This window comes from Saccharopolyspora phatthalungensis (genome assembly GCF_014203395.1).
Lineage (GTDB): Bacteria > Actinomycetota > Actinomycetes > Mycobacteriales > Pseudonocardiaceae > Saccharopolyspora > Saccharopolyspora phatthalungensis.
This window is the reverse complement of record NZ_JACHIW010000001.1, coordinates 5,539,515-5,553,771: the sequence shown is the minus strand read 5'-3', so window position 1 is coordinate 5,553,771 and position 14,257 is coordinate 5,539,515. Positions and strand designations below refer to the sequence as shown.

General features: G+C 67.7%; 21 protein-coding genes. 9 read left to right on the top strand and 12 right to left on the bottom strand.

The annotated features are described in order from the left end of the window. Nucleotides 1–19 precede the first annotated feature (19 nt). Both BJ970_RS25450 and BJ970_RS25445 read right to left on the bottom strand, forming a co-directional pair. On the bottom strand, nucleotides 20–1,183 hold the full coding sequence (locus BJ970_RS25450) for a UxaA family hydrolase (RefSeq protein WP_184728531.1): 1,164 nt from the start codon (nucleotides 1,181–1,183) through the stop codon (nucleotides 20–22). Next, entirely contained in the window at nucleotides 1,159–1,479 is a 321-nt protein-coding gene (locus BJ970_RS25445; protein WP_184728530.1) for a UxaA family hydrolase, read from the bottom strand. Before BJ970_RS25445 ends, BJ970_RS25450 begins: the two co-directional genes overlap by 25 nt. Before the next feature lie 530 nt (nucleotides 1,480–2,009). Between BJ970_RS25445 and BJ970_RS25440 the strand changes: the two genes are divergently transcribed. From BJ970_RS25440 to BJ970_RS25425, 4 genes are read left to right on the top strand one after another with little or no spacing between them, the layout of a single operon-like run. After that, on the top strand, nucleotides 2,010–2,603 hold the full coding sequence (locus BJ970_RS25440; RefSeq protein ID WP_184728529.1) for a tyrosine-type recombinase/integrase: 594 nt from the start codon (nucleotides 2,010–2,012) through the stop codon (nucleotides 2,601–2,603). A 12-nt stretch (nucleotides 2,604–2,615) separates the two neighbouring features. Beyond that, on the top strand, nucleotides 2,616–2,999 hold the full coding sequence (locus BJ970_RS25435; protein ID WP_184728528.1) for a hypothetical protein: 384 nt from the start codon (nucleotides 2,616–2,618) through the stop codon (nucleotides 2,997–2,999). Beyond that, nucleotides 2,996–4,153 (top strand): glycoside hydrolase family 25 protein, encoded by a 1,158-nt coding sequence (locus BJ970_RS25430; RefSeq protein ID WP_184728527.1) that lies wholly within the window; start codon nucleotides 2,996–2,998, stop codon nucleotides 4,151–4,153. The genes BJ970_RS25435 and BJ970_RS25430 overlap by 4 nt, the downstream gene beginning before the upstream one ends. Further along, nucleotides 4,150–4,434 (top strand): hypothetical protein, encoded by a 285-nt coding sequence (locus BJ970_RS25425; RefSeq protein ID WP_184728526.1) that lies wholly within the window; start codon nucleotides 4,150–4,152, stop codon nucleotides 4,432–4,434. Before BJ970_RS25430 ends, BJ970_RS25425 begins: the two co-directional genes overlap by 4 nt. A gap of 185 nt (nucleotides 4,435–4,619) precedes the next feature. On the opposite strand, the gene BJ970_RS25420 is transcribed toward BJ970_RS25425, so the two are convergent. From BJ970_RS25420 to BJ970_RS25390, 8 genes are all read right to left on the bottom strand, one after another. Then, complete coding sequence (locus BJ970_RS25420) at nucleotides 4,620–5,054, bottom strand: Imm1 family immunity protein (RefSeq protein WP_184728525.1); 435 nt, start codon at nucleotides 5,052–5,054, stop codon at nucleotides 4,620–4,622. Further along, complete coding sequence (locus tag BJ970_RS25415; RefSeq protein WP_184728524.1) at nucleotides 5,051–5,815, bottom strand: DddA-like double-stranded DNA deaminase toxin; 765 nt, start codon at nucleotides 5,813–5,815, stop codon at nucleotides 5,051–5,053. The genes BJ970_RS25420 and BJ970_RS25415 overlap by 4 nt, the downstream gene beginning before the upstream one ends. 86 nt (nucleotides 5,816–5,901) lie before the next feature. Then, nucleotides 5,902–6,732: an aminoglycoside phosphotransferase gene (locus tag BJ970_RS25410; RefSeq protein WP_246471015.1), complete on the bottom strand. Its 831-nt coding sequence runs from the start codon at nucleotides 6,730–6,732 to the stop codon at nucleotides 5,902–5,904. A 251-nt stretch (nucleotides 6,733–6,983) separates the two neighbouring features. Beyond that, a complete protein-coding gene (locus BJ970_RS25405; RefSeq protein ID WP_221467313.1) occupies nucleotides 6,984–7,739 on the bottom strand; it encodes a radical SAM protein in 756 nt (251 codons plus the stop codon). Next, nucleotides 7,688–8,089, bottom strand: coding sequence for a hypothetical protein (locus BJ970_RS37185; RefSeq protein WP_221467312.1), 402 nt, complete (start codon nucleotides 8,087–8,089; stop codon nucleotides 7,688–7,690). Before BJ970_RS37185 ends, BJ970_RS25405 begins: the two co-directional genes overlap by 52 nt. Nucleotides 8,090–8,128: 39 nt before the next feature. Then, complete coding sequence (locus tag BJ970_RS25400; RefSeq protein WP_184728523.1) at nucleotides 8,129–8,383, bottom strand: hypothetical protein; 255 nt, start codon at nucleotides 8,381–8,383, stop codon at nucleotides 8,129–8,131. Between the two features lie 142 nt (nucleotides 8,384–8,525). After that, nucleotides 8,526–8,711 carry a helix-turn-helix domain-containing protein gene (locus BJ970_RS25395; protein ID WP_184728522.1) on the bottom strand — a complete coding sequence of 62 codons (186 nt, stop codon included), beginning with the start codon at nucleotides 8,709–8,711 and terminating at the stop codon, nucleotides 8,526–8,528. Continuing rightward, nucleotides 8,711–9,244, bottom strand: coding sequence for a hypothetical protein (locus BJ970_RS25390; protein WP_184728521.1), 534 nt, complete (start codon nucleotides 9,242–9,244; stop codon nucleotides 8,711–8,713). The genes BJ970_RS25395 and BJ970_RS25390 overlap by 1 nt, the downstream gene beginning before the upstream one ends. Before the next feature lie 311 nt (nucleotides 9,245–9,555). Between BJ970_RS25390 and BJ970_RS25385 the strand changes: the two genes are divergently transcribed. The 3 genes from BJ970_RS25385 (at nucleotide 9,556) to BJ970_RS25375 (ending at nucleotide 11,458) form a co-directional block, all read left to right on the top strand. Next, nucleotides 9,556–10,281 (top strand): DUF5753 domain-containing protein, encoded by a 726-nt coding sequence (locus BJ970_RS25385; protein WP_184728520.1) that lies wholly within the window; start codon nucleotides 9,556–9,558, stop codon nucleotides 10,279–10,281. A gap of 168 nt (nucleotides 10,282–10,449) precedes the next feature. Further along, nucleotides 10,450–11,286, top strand: coding sequence for a transposase family protein (locus BJ970_RS25380; protein ID WP_312864469.1), 837 nt, complete (start codon nucleotides 10,450–10,452; stop codon nucleotides 11,284–11,286). A gap of 1 nt (nucleotide 11,287) precedes the next feature. After that, nucleotides 11,288–11,458 carry a DUF397 domain-containing protein gene (locus BJ970_RS25375; RefSeq protein WP_184729354.1) on the top strand — a complete coding sequence of 57 codons (171 nt, stop codon included), beginning with the start codon at nucleotides 11,288–11,290 and terminating at the stop codon, nucleotides 11,456–11,458. Between the two features lie 647 nt (nucleotides 11,459–12,105). On the opposite strand, the gene BJ970_RS25370 is transcribed toward BJ970_RS25375, so the two are convergent. Continuing rightward, the gene (locus BJ970_RS25370; RefSeq protein WP_184728518.1) at nucleotides 12,106–12,411 is read right to left on the bottom strand and encodes a hypothetical protein; all 306 of its coding nucleotides are present in this window, start codon (nucleotides 12,409–12,411) and stop codon (nucleotides 12,106–12,108) included. A 260-nt stretch (nucleotides 12,412–12,671) separates the two neighbouring features. Here BJ970_RS25370 and BJ970_RS25365 point away from each other — a divergent pair, with 260 nt between their 5' ends. Both BJ970_RS25365 and BJ970_RS25360 read left to right on the top strand, forming a co-directional pair. Next, a complete protein-coding gene (locus BJ970_RS25365; RefSeq protein ID WP_184728517.1) occupies nucleotides 12,672–12,977 on the top strand; it encodes a hypothetical protein in 306 nt (101 codons plus the stop codon). 126 nt (nucleotides 12,978–13,103) lie between these two features. Beyond that, nucleotides 13,104–14,018, top strand: coding sequence for a nitroreductase family protein (locus tag BJ970_RS25360; RefSeq protein WP_184728516.1), 915 nt, complete (start codon nucleotides 13,104–13,106; stop codon nucleotides 14,016–14,018). Between the two features lie 4 nt (nucleotides 14,019–14,022). Here the strand turns inward: BJ970_RS25360 and BJ970_RS25355 are convergent, their stop codons facing one another. Further along, nucleotides 14,023–14,244 carry a hypothetical protein gene (locus tag BJ970_RS25355; RefSeq protein ID WP_184728515.1) on the bottom strand — a complete coding sequence of 74 codons (222 nt, stop codon included), beginning with the start codon at nucleotides 14,242–14,244 and terminating at the stop codon, nucleotides 14,023–14,025. Nucleotides 14,245–14,257: the final 13 nt, after the last annotated feature.

Sequence of the window (14,257 nt, the reverse complement as noted above, 5' to 3'; positions counted from 1 at the left end):
CCGGTCGGCACCTGTCCGGTTAAGCGCTCGGGTAGAGCTTGGTGAAGGTGAACTCGCGGTGGCCCAGGGATTCGGCGCAGGTCAGGCGGCCGTTGACGGTGCGGTCGATACACTCCATCAGCCGGTCACCGGCCTCCGACAGGCCGTACTCCAGGCGCAACAGCCCGCTGACGTCGACGTCGATGTGCTCGCCCATGGTGGCGACCGTCGTCGGGTTCGCGCTGATCTTGATGACCGGCTCGATCGGGTTGCCGATGACGTTGCCCTGCCCGGTGGGGAACAGGTGCACCGCGGCCCCGCCCGCCGCCATCAGGGTCACGCACTCGGCCGCCGCCGATGAGGTGTTCATGAAGGTCAGGCCGGGTTTGGTGGGCGCCTCGGCCTCCCGGATCGCGTCGACCACCGGCACCGAACCGGTCTTGGCGATGTTGCCCATCGCCTTCTCCTCGATCGTCGACAGGCCGCCGGTGATGTTGCCCTGGGTCGGCTGCGAGCCCAGCAGGTTCGCCCCGGTGGCCTCGATGGTGGCGATGTAGTCGTCGTAAATCGACTGGAACTTCTTGCGCACCTCGTCGTCCACGCAGCGCTCGGCGATCAGGTGCTCGCCCCCGGTGAGCTCGCTGGTCTCGCCGAACAGCACGGTGCCACCAGCGGCCACCCACCGGTCCACGGCCTCCGACGTGGTCGGGCAGGAGCCCAGTCCGCTGGTGGTGTCCGATTCGCCGCACTTGATCGACATCATCACTTCGTGCCGCTGCACCGGCTCGCGGTGGATCTCCGTGGCGTCCTGCAGCATCCGCTGCGCCTCCCGCGCGGCCTTCTCGATGGTGCGTAGGTCGCCGCTGCGCTCGATGGCGAAGCCCACCACCGGTTTGCCGGTCGCGGCGATGCCCTCGACGACGCGGTTGGTCCAGTTCGGCTCGATGCCGATCACCACGACCGCCGCGACATTGGGGTTGCGGCCGGTGCCGATCAGGGTCCGGAAGGTCAGTTCCAGGTCCTCGCCGAACTGTAGGCGGCCGAAGGCATGCGGCAGCGGGAGCGTGCCCGGTACGACGTGCGCGACTGCTTCGGCGGCGGCGTTGGACAGGTCGTCAACCGGCAGGATCACGACGTGGTTGCGGATCCCGACCGCCCCGTTCGGGCGGCGGAAGCCGGTCAGACCGCGCGACTGGTGGCCCATCGAGCACTCCTCACGTTGTGGACGTGGACGTAGTCGCCCACGGCGATCTGCTTGGTGGTCGTCCCGACCCGAATGCCGTACTTGACCAGGTCGGCGCCCTCGGCCAGTTCGACGACGGCGAACTTGTGCCCCAGCGGCACCTCGTCCTTGATCACGAACTCGCATCGGCGGCCGTTGGCCAGCACCGCGCCCTGCACCGCGCCCGGCTGCAGGTCCTGCACGGCGACGGCCACCGAGTCGCCCTCGTCGTGCAGCAGGAACTGCGGCGGCCCGGCGGCCGCCCCACCCTTGCTCATGGCAAACCTCCTCGTTGCGACCTGAGGTCTGACCTCTGGTCTTGGCGAGAGAAGGTAGCCGACGGATCGACGCCCTGTAAACCCTTCGCGAAGTTCTCCGCCGCGGGAACGATTCAGCTTGTGCGCCACGGGAAGGACGACGATTCGCAACCTTGCGGCCGCTCAATAACGCGAGGCCTGCACCGTCGCGTCAGAGACCGTTTCACAAGTGGTTAGCGTCGCGGTGCGGGTGGCAAAACCTCAGACGCCGCCTGGGCTCCGGGATCCCCGACTTATTTTTGCCCCAGCTCCGCACCGGGACCGCCGATTTCGCGAGTAACTGTAGCCGGTGGCGGCGGTGGGGTCGGGTAGTCCTGTTTCGGCAGGTCACGGGCAGTGTGGGCACCGTCCACTCTGGCCATACGGTGTGGGTGTGGGTGCGATAAATACCCACAAGATCAACACCGGTGCTCGATAGCCCGCCGCCGTCCGTCTACGGTCGCCGTTAGTGCCCACGTGTGCGCGTCTGAGTCGAGAGGGACCGGACGAGCATGGGCACGTGCTACCTGATGAAGGGCCGCGAGAACGCGGCCAAGCCTTACCGCGCTGAGTGGTACGACTTCTTCAGCAAGCCCGGCAAGCGCAAGATCGGCGGCACCAAGACGTTCGCCACCCTGCGCGAGGGCAACCGCTGGTGGCAGGACATGGAGCGCGAGAACGCCGCGTACTTCCGCGGCGAGGCTCGGGTGCGATCCTGCAAGTTCGGCCCGTTCGCCACAGCGTGGGCCGATGATCTCGCCTACTCGGAGAACACGAACAAGTCGTACCGCAGCAACGTCCGCGCCCTGATCAAGCACTTCGGAGAAGAGACCCCGGTCGCCGCGATCACAGCGGCGGACGTGCGGGCGATGAAAGCCGACCTCAAGCGGCGGGGCCGATCCGACGGCACGATCCGGGTCCGGCTGGTGGTGCTGAACAAGCTCATGCAGGCGGCGATCGTCGAGGGGCTGCGCAGCGACGACCCCACGCAGGGTGTGGAACGGCCCGCCGAGGTGCGGCACCGGGCCCGGATCGTCACGCTCGACGAGATCCTGCAGGTCGTCGAGAAGCTCGACGAGCGAGGGCACGACATGACGTGGTCGTGAATCCGCGCCGGGGTGATCGTGCTCGTCGTCGTGTGGGTGGCGTGGTTGACGTGGCAGCTCGCCGCACGGCAGCACGACGCCGCCGAGCAAGCCGGGCGCGCGACGCTGGCCGAGCAGCAAGCCGTCGACAACGCCGAGGACGCCCGGCAGGTCGCCGACCCGCTCGCGGAACTCTGCGCCACCGACCCGAGCATCGCGGCCCGAGTCGGCGATGCGTGCCGCAAGGCCGTCGAGGTACAACGCCAACCCGACCCCACCCCGGCCCGGCCCCGACGGCGCCACCTACGACGGCCTCGCCTGCGTCCGCGAGGAACCCACGCCCACCACCACAACCAGACCCACGACCAGGCCGAGCGACGCGCCCGGTCTGATCCCGACACCCGAGGGGGCCCGTGATCTGGGGTATCGACATTCCCCGGTATCAGGCCGGAATCGACTTGCACCGCGCCAAGCGCGAGGGCATCGACTTCGCGATCATCAAGGCCAGTCAAGGCACGCGCGTCGATCCGCAATTTCGCCGCCACCTCGACCAGGCGCGCGCCGCTGGCCTGCTGCACGCCGTCTACCACTACCAAGAGGGTGACATCGGCGCCGCAGCGCAGGCCGAGCACATCATGCGCACGGTGCCCCGTGAGGTCGGGGTGATCCTCGATGTCGAGGCCGGCGGTGGGAACGCCGCGCTCGCCCGCGATATCACGCACCGGCTCAACGCGGCCGGGTGGCGAACTCCGTTGCTGTACCTGCCCGAGTGGTATCGGCGGCAGATCGGCCGCCCGGACCTGCGTGGACTGCCGCCCCTTTGGTACAGCCGCTATCCGAACAGTCGGGCCGGAGCCCCCGCCGACGTCTACGCCCGCAACCGCGGATGGCTCGACGGCTTGTGGGGCGGCTACGGCGGGCTACCGGTCGCGGTCCTGCAGTACAGCGACGAGGGACGGGTCGCCGGGCGTTCGCCCGTGGACTGCAACGCATTCCGCGGTTCCAGAGACGAACTCGCCGCGCTACTCGGCGGCGGGTCGCCCACGTTCGCAGCACAGGAGGTAGACGACTTGCAACCCGATGAACGCGCCGCGCTGTTCAGCATTCAGAACGAGCTGCTCGGCCCCCGCGGACCGCAAGGACAGATTCAGGGATGGCCGACCGCCCTCGGCCGCCGAACCGTCGTCGCCATGCTCGTGGAGATGTTCAACACCTGGCAGCCCGCCCGACGGCCGCCGGGTGTGGATCACGACGTGTGGCCGATCGACCTGCTCGCCGACGGCAACGCCGCAACGTTCCGCAACGAGGGCAAACTCGGCTCAATCGAGCAGCGCCTCGCCGCGCTTGACGCGACCGCGAACAAGCTCGCCGAACTCCTGGCCACCGACCACGACCTCGACCCCGAGGGGATCAAGGCCGCGGTGCACGACGCCGTCGCGACCGCCCTGCAGCAGAACACCGTCACCGTCGAGGTGCACGGGCGAACTCCCGCCGACCCGGCCAACGCCGACGCCGGGGCGGTCGTTGTCGGTGAGGTCCGCGACCAGATGCCGACCGAGGGGGCGTCGTGAGCGAACCCGCACACCGAGCCCAACCGGCGGGCTTGCCGACGCAGACCGAACCGGCCGCGATCGCCGAGGTGGTGCGCGTCATCTTGGTCGCCCTCGTCGGCGCCGGGTGGCTCGCCCTCGACGACGCGACCCTCGCCTCGATCGTGTCCGTCGTGGGTGTGCTGGCCTCGGTCGCGTTGACCTGGTGGACGCGCCGGAAGGTGACCAGCCTCGCCCGGCCCCGTGCCACCGACGGCACCCCGCTCGTGCCCGCCGCGCCACCGACCCGGCCCGGCGAGTAGCCCCCTGAATGGCCCGGTTCGCTACCGCCGGGCACCGAAACGCCCCCGCCTGCACTCCCGGTTGTGTGCCCGCAACCGGACGCGGGCGGGGGCGTTTCGTCATGTTCACGGGCAGGTCGTCGACCTGCAGCTCGTCACGCTGCGCTCGCGCCGGCCAGCGCGGAACGTGACCGGCGTCGAGCGGCTCATTCGCCCGTGGCCTCGGGGTACAGGTCGCGCCACGTCACCGAGGCGGGCCGGTCGGCAGTGCGGAGGAACTCGACGAGCACCTCGGCGAACCGCTCGACAGGCAGGCCGGAACCGGGCGGAAAGTCATCGTCGTCGAACTCGCAGCCTTCCGAGGCGGGATCGCCCTCGGGGTATGCCTTGCCGCGGGTGGCGTCTTGGTAGGAGAGGTAGCCGAACCCGTCGACGATGGCGGCGAACACGTCGTGATCGGGAAAGTTCGTTTCCGCGTCCCACAGCGGGCGGCCGTTGTGCACCAGCCGGGCCGAGTCCGCTTGTGGGTCGGCGAGCTGCTTGACGAACCCGGCGACTTCGTCCGGGGTGTTCAGGGTCGCGTTCAGACCTTGATACGAGCCGTCGAGGCCGATCACTGCCCAACCTGCCGTGATGCTCATTCCTTCACCTTCCGCCCGACGTAGCGGCGCCCGTCCGGGCTCGATCCGTCCTTCACTGTCAGTTTCCACCCTTCCGGCAGGAACCTCGAAAGCCACTGGTCGCAGGTGTTCGGCCACTGCTGATCTTTCGGGGTCGTGCCGCACACCGGGCGATTGATCTCGATCTCGGCCTCGGTGATGTTCTGGTCGATCATCCGGGCGACGAACTGCGTCTCGACGTGGCGGGCAATCGCCGGTTCCGCGTTGACGTGGCCGCGCGTGAGCCCGTGCTCGACGGCGAGCTGCCGAGTGGCCTCGTAGTACTCGCCGCCCTTGCCGCTTTCCAGCTTCACCGTGTCGCCGTCGCTGTTGATCCACCGGCCGTGCGTCTTACCCGGCTGCGGCGGGCACGGTAGGTCCGAGCGGGCCGGGGCCGACGGCGCCGAGCCGGATGCCGCCGAGCTGGTCGCGGGCGAAGCGGGGGCCGCCGTGGCGCTCGGCGGGGCGCCCGAGGGAATCCCGTTTCGTTCCCGGTAGGCGTCGAGCTGCGCCTCGATCGCCTGCACCTGTTGACGCACCGTCGCGAGTTCCTGCGGCACGGCCTGCTGGGCTTGCGCGGCGGCGAGCACCTCGTCGTCGGCCGCGCCCTGCAGCGCCGTCGCGAGGTGCTCGTTTCCCTCTTCGCACCGCTCGATCGCTTCGGTGAGGGCACCGGCCGCCGCCTTGATCTTGCTCACCGCGGTCGCGATCGCCTGGCCGAGCTGTTCCACTGCGGATGCCAACGGCGCCCCCTCGAACGGGCGGACAGTGACGAGCGCCGATCATGCCCGTCACCCCCGACACCCGCCGGTACGCACCTGCGGAACCGCTACCTCGACGTTCGCGCGGTGCCTCGGCGGCTCTCCGCCCACTCGCGGGTGACCTCGGACATCTTCCGTTTCCACCGGTCCTCGGGCGCCTCGGCGGCGAGCTCATCCCACACGCGGGCGTTGGCGCGGGCGAATACGTCGATCGCCTCGGCCAACGCGGTTGCCCACGCCGGGGTGTCGCGCACCCACGCCTCGGCGGTGGCGGGCGTGTGCCCGTCGGCGATCAGCCGGTACACCAGCACGCACGGGTCGATGAACGCGGCGCCTCGTGTGGGCCACGCCCAGTCGATCAGGTGCGCCGTCCCCGAGCTGTCGATCAGCACGTTCGCCGGGTTGTAGTCGGTGTGCAGCAGCGTCGAGCCGGTGAGCATCTCAAGCTCGGCCGGGTCGTCGACGTACTTGCGCCACCGCTTCTCCGGCCGCTTGACCTCCGGCAGGTCCGGGCAGGTGATGGTGCCGAGCCGCTGCATCATCTCGACGACGGCCGGAAGATCAGGCGAACCGGGACGGTAGTCGGCGTGGCGCCCCTCAATCCACTCGAAGCCGAGCAGATCCCACCCGTCAGCCTCGACCCACCACAGCAGGCGCGGCGACACCGCCCCCACGAACGGCGCGATGACCGCTTCGCGCGCCTGCGTCATGATGCCTACGTGATCGGTACGGAGCCCCTTGACGAACACCCGTCCCCCGGAGCTGTCCAGCAGCAGCGCGACCGCCGAATGCTTCCCGGCCGACACCGTCCGCGCCGACCGCACCGGGCCGGTCCGCGATTCGATGACCTCGCGAACGTGCGGGGACACGTCTTGCCAGTCGACGCGAGCTAGCGCCATGCGTTCTGTTCCCTTGCTTCTGTGGTTGCCCGTCGGCGGAGAGGCTAACGAGACGACCGAACGGGCCTGCACACGGCGCGGCGTGCAGACCCGTTCGGGTGGCGGCGTTGTCGATCAGTACGGATTGTCATCACTTGAGGTGCACGAGCACCTGTTCGACTCAGAAAGCACGTCCAGATTCGGGACGAACTCGATCTCTTCCGGCTCCTTTGACGGAGGTTCGAGCGTCACCAGGACGGCGGGCATAGGGTTCACCTCCCTCCCTGCTGGCAGTAGCTAGCCAAGGGCGCGTTTGCCTCTTGGTAGCGCTTCGCGAGCGGCCTGCAGACCCCACACGAGCCCTGCAGGGCACACCCCGAACACCCGCCGGTGCGAAGCATCAACTTGTCCGCAATCGGCGGGAGCTGTGAGAGCCCCTCGATTCCTTCGGCGATCAGGTCGACCTGCTCGTCTCGGCCGACTTTGCAGATCGACGCCCGGCCGAACGGGTCGGCGTGGAAGTGGGTTACCCCGGCGTTGCACCCGGTGAAGGGCGTGCGGGCGCGCAGGTGCTCGGTTGACTGCGACGTCAGGCTCTCCGGCCCGCTGTGGATTGTCGGCGAGATGTTGCTGTAGACGTGGTGGTCGTCGCCGAACCCGTCGGCGAGCGCCCGCATTTCGGCTTCCTCGTGCTTGTTGTCCTCGACCACGATCACGTTGAACCGCAACGGCAAACCCGCTTCGCGGGCGGCGGCGAGGCCACGCCGGAACAGCTTGAACGTTCCGCGGCGCTGCGTCACGCCGTCGTAAGTGGCTTCCGTGGCGCCGTAGATGCTCACGACGACCCGGTAGGGCAGGTAGCGCGTGAGCAGGTCGAGAATCGTCGAGTTGTGCAGGCGCGAGCCGTTCGTGCTGATCGTGAGCATCATCCCGAGCTCGTAGGCCAAGGCGTAGACCTCAAGGAACAGCGGGTCGATCAGCGGTTCGCCGCCGGTGAGCTGCAGCCACAAGACCCCGGCGTCACGCATGATGCGGAGCAGCCGCGCCCGGTCCTGCCATCCGAGCCCCTCGAACCGCTTCTTGCGAGGTAGCAGAACGGGCAATCGTAGTTGCACCCGAGGTTCAACTCGTAGGACGCGCGGGCGTAGCCGTAGGGCGAGGGCTGCCGGACGAGCACCGTCTCGCCCGTCCGGCGCTCGTTCAGGTCGAGCGCCCACGCCCGGTGGGCGGCGTCGACCAGCCACGAGGGGCACGGCTGGTCGACGCGGGTCTGCTGCAGTTCCCGGTACTTGCTCGTCGGAATCTTGAGCCCCTGCTGTCTTCCCGGCCGCAACAGCAGGTGATGATCAAGAAACGGGGATGCGATCAGTTCGTGCACGCTGTTCCTCCCTATCGTGTCTCCACCGCGGGCCTTCCCTCAGATTCGGGACAAGCCATCGAGCGCAGCGCGAAGAACCTCGCGGGACCTCGCAGTACGGGTGAACGCGACCGCGCTCGCGGCGCGGCGTTCGGCATCGAGCGCTTTCTCATCCGCCAGTGACGGAGTGGTCGGGCTGGGCTCAGCGGGCACGACAGGGGTGAACCAGTTGCGGCAGGGTTCCTCGAACAGATCGCCCGACAATGTCACCTTGAACCCGGCGCCAACGAACCCGCGACGATGTTTCCCTGTCATCACTGCGATTTCCCTCCGTGCGATCGCGCTTCTCGTGGTCGCTGAGCTGGTTCGGCGGGCACCCAGCCGCCCGGTGGTTCGAACGTTCGCCACTGCAGTACGAGGTCGGTTGGCGGTTCCGGCCGCGGTAACGGGCTCGGCATCAGCTCGCCGTTTTGCTCGGGCTCCCCGAGGGGCGCATCGTCACGCCCGCCTCAACAAGCGCGGTGCGCATCGTCGAGTAGGACACGTGAAACTTGCGGGCCAGCTCCCGGATCGACGGGTCTTTTCCGTTGTCGTACAAGCGAACTACGCGGTCACGAGTCTCGCCCGAGATCAAACGCGGCACTAAATGATTCCTTTCCGAATGAGCAGAGCTCGAAGTTTCTTCTCAGAGATGCCGAGGGCAATTTCGAAGCACTCGCCGCAGACTGGGAACCCGCCCACGGGATCGCTCAGCGGACCCCACGCGAGGTGACAGCACAGCGTTTGAGCCACGCTGCGACCGTCGAGCGTGCTGCGGATCGCGTCCGGCTCGACCAGGTGCGAAGCCTCGTCGCCGATCATCGCGAGGCCGTAGGAGTACGCGCGGCCGGACTCGGCTGCTGGGGGCTCCCGTTGTGGGGCACCGACGGGCGGCAGCTTCGCCGCGAGCTCGTCGGGCAGGTCGGGCGCAGGCTCGGCTGCGTCGGCGGCACGGTCGGCGCGGCCACAGCGAGCACCGCCTCGGTGCACAGGCTTGTGCAGCCGGTTCCGTCGTCCGTTGGCGAGGCCGCGCGCGATCACCCACCAGTCGGACAGGTGTTCAGCGACCGACCCGTGCCGCCGCGGGGCGATTGAGCCGGCCGCGCAGGCGACCGCGACCAGCGCGAGCGGCCCCATCCCCTCGGTGTCGCCGCCCTCCCCGCCGTTTACGGCCTGTGGCTCAGGGGCTACGTTGGGTGCTGCTCTTACAACCAGTGAGAGACTCTCAAAGCATGTGTGAGACTCGCAAGACGGCACCATTGGTACTATCAGGTGACGAGCCCTCGCGGGCCGTGCACTGGCTGCGGCTGATCTAGCTCTAAGGTGGCCACATGACGACCGCGACGCCCCGCGCACGTGCGCTAGCGAAAGAACTGCGCGCCGCCCGCAAGGCTGCGCAGCTATCGATGCGCCAAGTCGGCGAAAAGCTCGGTTAATCCGAAAACAAGGTGAGCCGCTGCGAGTTGGCCAAATTCACGCCTAACGAAGCGGACCTTTCGGCAATACTGGCGATCGTTGGCGTCATAGGCGAAGATCGCGAACGGCTTCTCAAGCTCGCTCGCGATATCGACCAGCCTGCATGGTGGGAAGTTGGACTAGAACTGACCACGCAGAACACCGCGCTCATTGACGCGGAGCAACGAGCCCGGCGGATCACCAATGCGACAACGATGCTCGTTCCGGGGCTGCTGCAAACGCGGGGCTACACGCGCGCATTGCTGCCGAAACTCGGCGTGCAAGCCTACCAGATTGAGCGGTACGTCAACGTGCGTCAGGTTCGGCAGGGCATCCTGACTCAGTCGGACCCGGTCGAGCTGATCGCGTACTTCGACGAGGCTGCGTTCGCGCGAAGCGTCGGCGGCCCGTCGGTCATGGCCGAGCAGTTGCGACACCTCGCGTCAGCAGCAGAGCGGGCGAACATCACGCCTCGCGTGATCCCGTTCTCGGCTGGTGCACATACGGTGATGTCGGGCGGGTTCTCGGTGATCGAGTTCATCCGAGACTCGCCGGTCGCACATGTAGAACAGCGCCACTCGGGCGCATTCCTCTCCGAAAAGGAGGACGTACAACCATTTCTTGACGCGATCGAAATACTCGACGAGGTCGCCTTAAATCAAGACGACTCGCTTGAGGTCATTGAGTCCTATGTGGCCAAGCATGAGAGTCAGGAGTGAAATGCAGTTCGACAACTGGCGAAAGAGTTCGCGCAGTGAGGTGATCTCAGAGAAATGGGGGCGGGGTGCGGGAGGCTTGTGAGCAGGGGGTTGTGGAGACAGGACGTGGGGTCCTGGTAGAAGAAGGTCTCGCTACAAGATCGTCTTCGTTACCAAGGACCCCACGTGATTACCTATACTGCCACGCTCGATGTCGACGACGAACTCACCCACTACCTGTCGCGGCTGCTGGCCGCCGAACGCCGCCGGCGCCTCACCCCGCGCGGGCGACGGGCGTTGACCCCGTTCAAACAGGCGGTTCTGGGGCTGCGGTGGTTCCTCGACCGCACCCCGATCCCGAAACTGGCCAGGGACAACAACATCGGCCGCGCCACCGGGTACCGCTATATCGACGAGGTCATCGACGTCCTCGCTGATCAGGCCCCTGATCTGCACGAAGCACTCGAAGACGCCGCCGGGCAGGGGGCGGCCTACGTCATGGTGGACGGCAAACTGTTCAGCACCGACCGCCTCGGCGAAACCACCGAGAACAAAAACGGCATCCTCATCGACCGGTGGTTTTCCGGCAAACACCACACCCAGGGCGGCAACGTCCTGATGATCACCGACCCCACCGGATTCCCACTGTGGACCTCACCGGTGGAACCCGGCAGCGTCCACGACAGCACCAGCGCCCAAGAGCACGTCCTGGGCGCCCTGTACTGGGCCTATTCCGAACTCGACCTACCGACCCTGGGCGACGGCGGATTCCAGGGCTCCGGCATCGGGGTGTTCACCCCGATCAAACACAGCAAAAGCGCCCCCAAGGGCTGCCCACTGGATATCGACAACAAAACCTACAACGCCCTGCTCAGAGGCCTACGCGCACTCTGCGAACGCGGCTTCGCCCTGCTCACCCAACGCTGGCGCACCCTCCAACACATCACCGCCAGCCCCCGCAAGATCACCACCATCGTCCAAGCCGCGCTCACCCTCACCCGCCACGAACACGGCAAAATCCACTGAGATCACCTCAAGTGAAAAGGAAAATTGCGTAGAGATCGGCGGGGCGCCTGGTTTCGCGGGCGTTCGGGACACCAAGGACCGGGCTAGCGGCACGTTGGTGTTCGACATGACCGCGTGGGGCCACTTCCTGAGCGGAGTCAAGGCCGACCGGTTCGACACCCCGCAGGGCTGACTGCACGAAAAAGCGCCGTACCCCGATAAGCCTAGTACCGGGGTGCGGGCGCTTCCTTATGCACGGGTTCGGCCGACCCGGCAGTGATCCTACCTAGCCCCGCCCGGAGGTCGAGCGGACTCGCCGAACAGGACGAGTGAGCGCCTACCGCATCGCGTGAGGGCCTCTCAGTCAACGTGTGGCCCTGAGAAGCTCGGACACTGGCCGCGATGCAACGAGCCCACACTGCGCCTGCGTGGCGACCATCCGGGCGGCGGCGAGCGACGGGTCGACACTTCCCACCGGTGCTGCACCTGCACCCTGGCACGACCGCCGCCGGGAGCCTGCGGGTGTGTGTGCAGGTGTGGGTATAGGGGTGCGTGAGCTGGCCGGTAAGGGGGGTGTCAGTGAACGCCAGTGATAGGCTAGTGCTGCTCGTAACGCCTGGTGAGGGCGCTACGAGCAGCATTTCACCTAGTCACCGCGCCGCGTGTTCATTAACGCGCGAAATCGCCACGGACCCGCGGCGCCGGACAGACACTGTCCGCAATGGACATTCAGGCGGCGCGGCGGGGACTAATTCTGGTTGGGAGTCCACGTTGCAGGTCCGGTCCGCGAACACGCCTCGGGGAGCGAGGTTTCACGCGAGGTCCCCGATGTCAACGGGATCAGGGCCCCGACTCCCGCCTCGGCTCGGCAGCCCGGGCACGGTTCAGCAGGCTTTGCACGCCGGCCACGATGTCGGCATCGTGATCGGCGAGCCAGGTCAACGTAGCGTGGTCCCGGCTGTCCAGGTCCACGCCGTCGAGCGGGGCCCGCAACAGCGCCAGGTTCGCCGCGGTTCGGCGGGTCCGGGCTTGCTGCTCGGCGCGCACTTCATCCCGCACCCAAGGGTGATTCGCGATCTGGATCAGCCGACGCGCGTTCGAGTCGGCCAACCCCGGACCTAGCGAGTTCTTCACGACACCGTCCATGGCAGCGGCTCCCCGCCTGCGTCAATGGGACCTTTGTTTTGGCATACCACCGCAGCGGGACAGCTGAAGAGACCAAAGTCCCAGCGGCCCGGCGATTGCCCCCGTGACCCTTCTCGCTCCGCCGCGTCGTTGACCATTCCCCGGACCGGGAAGATCCAGAACGCCGCTGTTCACGGCGCTCCCGCCCCGACCAAGGACTACCCGTGTGAGTGATGTTCGGGGACGATGAACATCCGTTGCAGCGCTTAGACTTCCGCCCCGTGACTGCAGTACCGCACACCTCGACCGAGGCAGCCCTGCGAGACGCGGTGGACACAGCACTGATCGACTTGCTCACCGCGCAGCACCGTCCCGCCGACCGCGCCCACCAGGAGCTGACCCGTGCGGTCGGCCTCCTCGACCAGCACCCGCACATCGAGATCTCCGCCGAGACGGCGAGCGCAGTACGCACCGCAGCCGACTGCCTTGCCCAGGGCGACCGCGAAGACGCCCGCACCGCCCTGGTCACCGCCCACAGCGGGCTGGCCGCTCCTGGTTCCCGTCTCAACTCCCGCCATACCGGCTGAACGCCGCGTTCTGAAACGCTTACCCGCCAAGAGCTTCGGCACAGGTCATTTGACTCTGCCCGCGTCCGGCGGCTGCTGGCACCGTGACGGTTGCGCACCCCGTGCGTGGGCTGGCGAGGAGTGGGCATGCGACGATTTCCTCCGGTTTTCGATCTCGTACCCGACCAGGTGGCGCAGGTCATCCGGTTGGCCGGACTGGCCCCGTCGGCGCACAACAGCCAGCCGTGGCGGTTCCGGGTGCTGCCGCACGTCATCGAGGTGCACGCGGACCCGGCCCGGCGGTCGCCGACCGGCCCCAATGACCGCGAACTGCGCCTGGCCTGCGGCGCGGCGCTGCTCAACCTCCGGCTCGCGTTGGCGCATGCCGGTGTGCGGCCGGTGGTGACGTTGTTGCCGCGCCTGTCGCCCCCGACGCTGCTGGCGGAGGTCCGCAGCGGTGGACACCAACGACCCGACGCCGAACAAGTCGCGCTGTACGAGGCCATTCCGAATCGCCGCACGCATCGGCGGCAGTTCTGCTCGGCATCGGTTCCGTTCGCGCAACAGCAGGACCTGATGCGCGCGGCGCGGACCGAGAACGCCTGGCTGCATCTCGTCCAGCCGAGCGAGCGCGGCACCTTGGAAGGTCTGGCGCACCTCGCCCACCTCGAACTGGCGGTGTGCCGATTCCGCGCCGATTCCACCGCACTTACCGCGCGCGCCGCCTTTGACGACGAACCGGTGCCGGCGACCGAGTTCGAACCCGACCCGCTTTTGGCCGTGTTGTGCACGGCGGGCAACAGCCCGAAGAACGACCTGCAGGCCGGGCAGGCGTGGCAACGCGTGTGGCTGACCGCCACCGCGCGCGGACTGGTCGCCGCGACGCTGCCGGAAATCGTGGCAGCACCGGGGATCCGCGACGGCCTTAGTCGACTGCTCGGCGACGAGGCCCACCCCCAGGCGTTGCTGCGGATCGGTTACGGCGCGCCGTCCCCTTCGGCGCCGCGGCGGGACCCCGCCGAACTGCTCATCGACGCGGTCCCGACCAACGACCATTCGTGAATCATCACTGTGGAACGGCCTCCCCCCTCGGCCTTGCCTCGCGGTGGGGCCCCTGCCGAAGGCGGTCCGCCAGTTCGTCCAAGAACCAGTTCAGCACCGACTCCGCCACCTCTACGTCGGCGGTCGCGCCCCTCCCCAGGGCCTCTTTGCGCGCCCGCCCGGCAATGTGAATCTCCTCGCACAATTGCTCATACGGGAGGTCACTGCACCTCGTGATCAGATCCATTCCAGACCACTCC

What these genes read in the sequence shown, in the direction of transcription:
- BJ970_RS25445 (WP_184728530.1), bottom strand. Translation starts at nt 1,479, where the DNA reads ATGAGCAAGGGTGGGGCGGCCGCCGGGCCGCCGCAGTTCCTGCTGCAC.
- BJ970_RS25440 (WP_184728529.1), top strand. Translation starts at nt 2,010, where the DNA reads ATGGGCACGTGCTACCTGATGAAGGGCCGCGAGAACGCGGCCAAGCCT.
- BJ970_RS25370 (WP_184728518.1), bottom strand. Translation starts at nt 12,411, where the DNA reads ATGGACGGTGTCGTGAAGAACTCGCTAGGTCCGGGGTTGGCCGACTCG.
- BJ970_RS25360 (WP_184728516.1), top strand. Translation starts at nt 13,104, where the DNA reads ATGCGACGATTTCCTCCGGTTTTCGATCTCGTACCCGACCAGGTGGCG.
- BJ970_RS25410 (WP_246471015.1), bottom strand. Translation starts at nt 6,732, where the DNA reads ATGGCGCTAGCTCGCGTCGACTGGCAAGACGTGTCCCCGCACGTTCGC.
- BJ970_RS25390 (WP_184728521.1), bottom strand. Translation starts at nt 9,244, where the DNA reads ATGGGGCCGCTCGCGCTGGTCGCGGTCGCCTGCGCGGCCGGCTCAATC.
- BJ970_RS25420 (WP_184728525.1), bottom strand. Translation starts at nt 5,054, where the DNA reads ATGAGCATCACGGCAGGTTGGGCAGTGATCGGCCTCGACGGCTCGTAT.
- BJ970_RS25400 (WP_184728523.1), bottom strand. Translation starts at nt 8,383, where the DNA reads ATGACAGGGAAACATCGTCGCGGGTTCGTTGGCGCCGGGTTCAAGGTG.
- BJ970_RS25450 (WP_184728531.1), bottom strand. Translation starts at nt 1,183, where the DNA reads ATGGGCCACCAGTCGCGCGGTCTGACCGGCTTCCGCCGCCCGAACGGG.
- BJ970_RS25405 (WP_221467313.1), bottom strand. Translation starts at nt 7,739, where the DNA reads ATGCGTGACGCCGGGGTCTTGTGGCTGCAGCTCACCGGCGGCGAACCG.
- BJ970_RS25355 (WP_184728515.1), bottom strand. Translation starts at nt 14,244, where the DNA reads ATGGATCTGATCACGAGGTGCAGTGACCTCCCGTATGAGCAATTGTGC.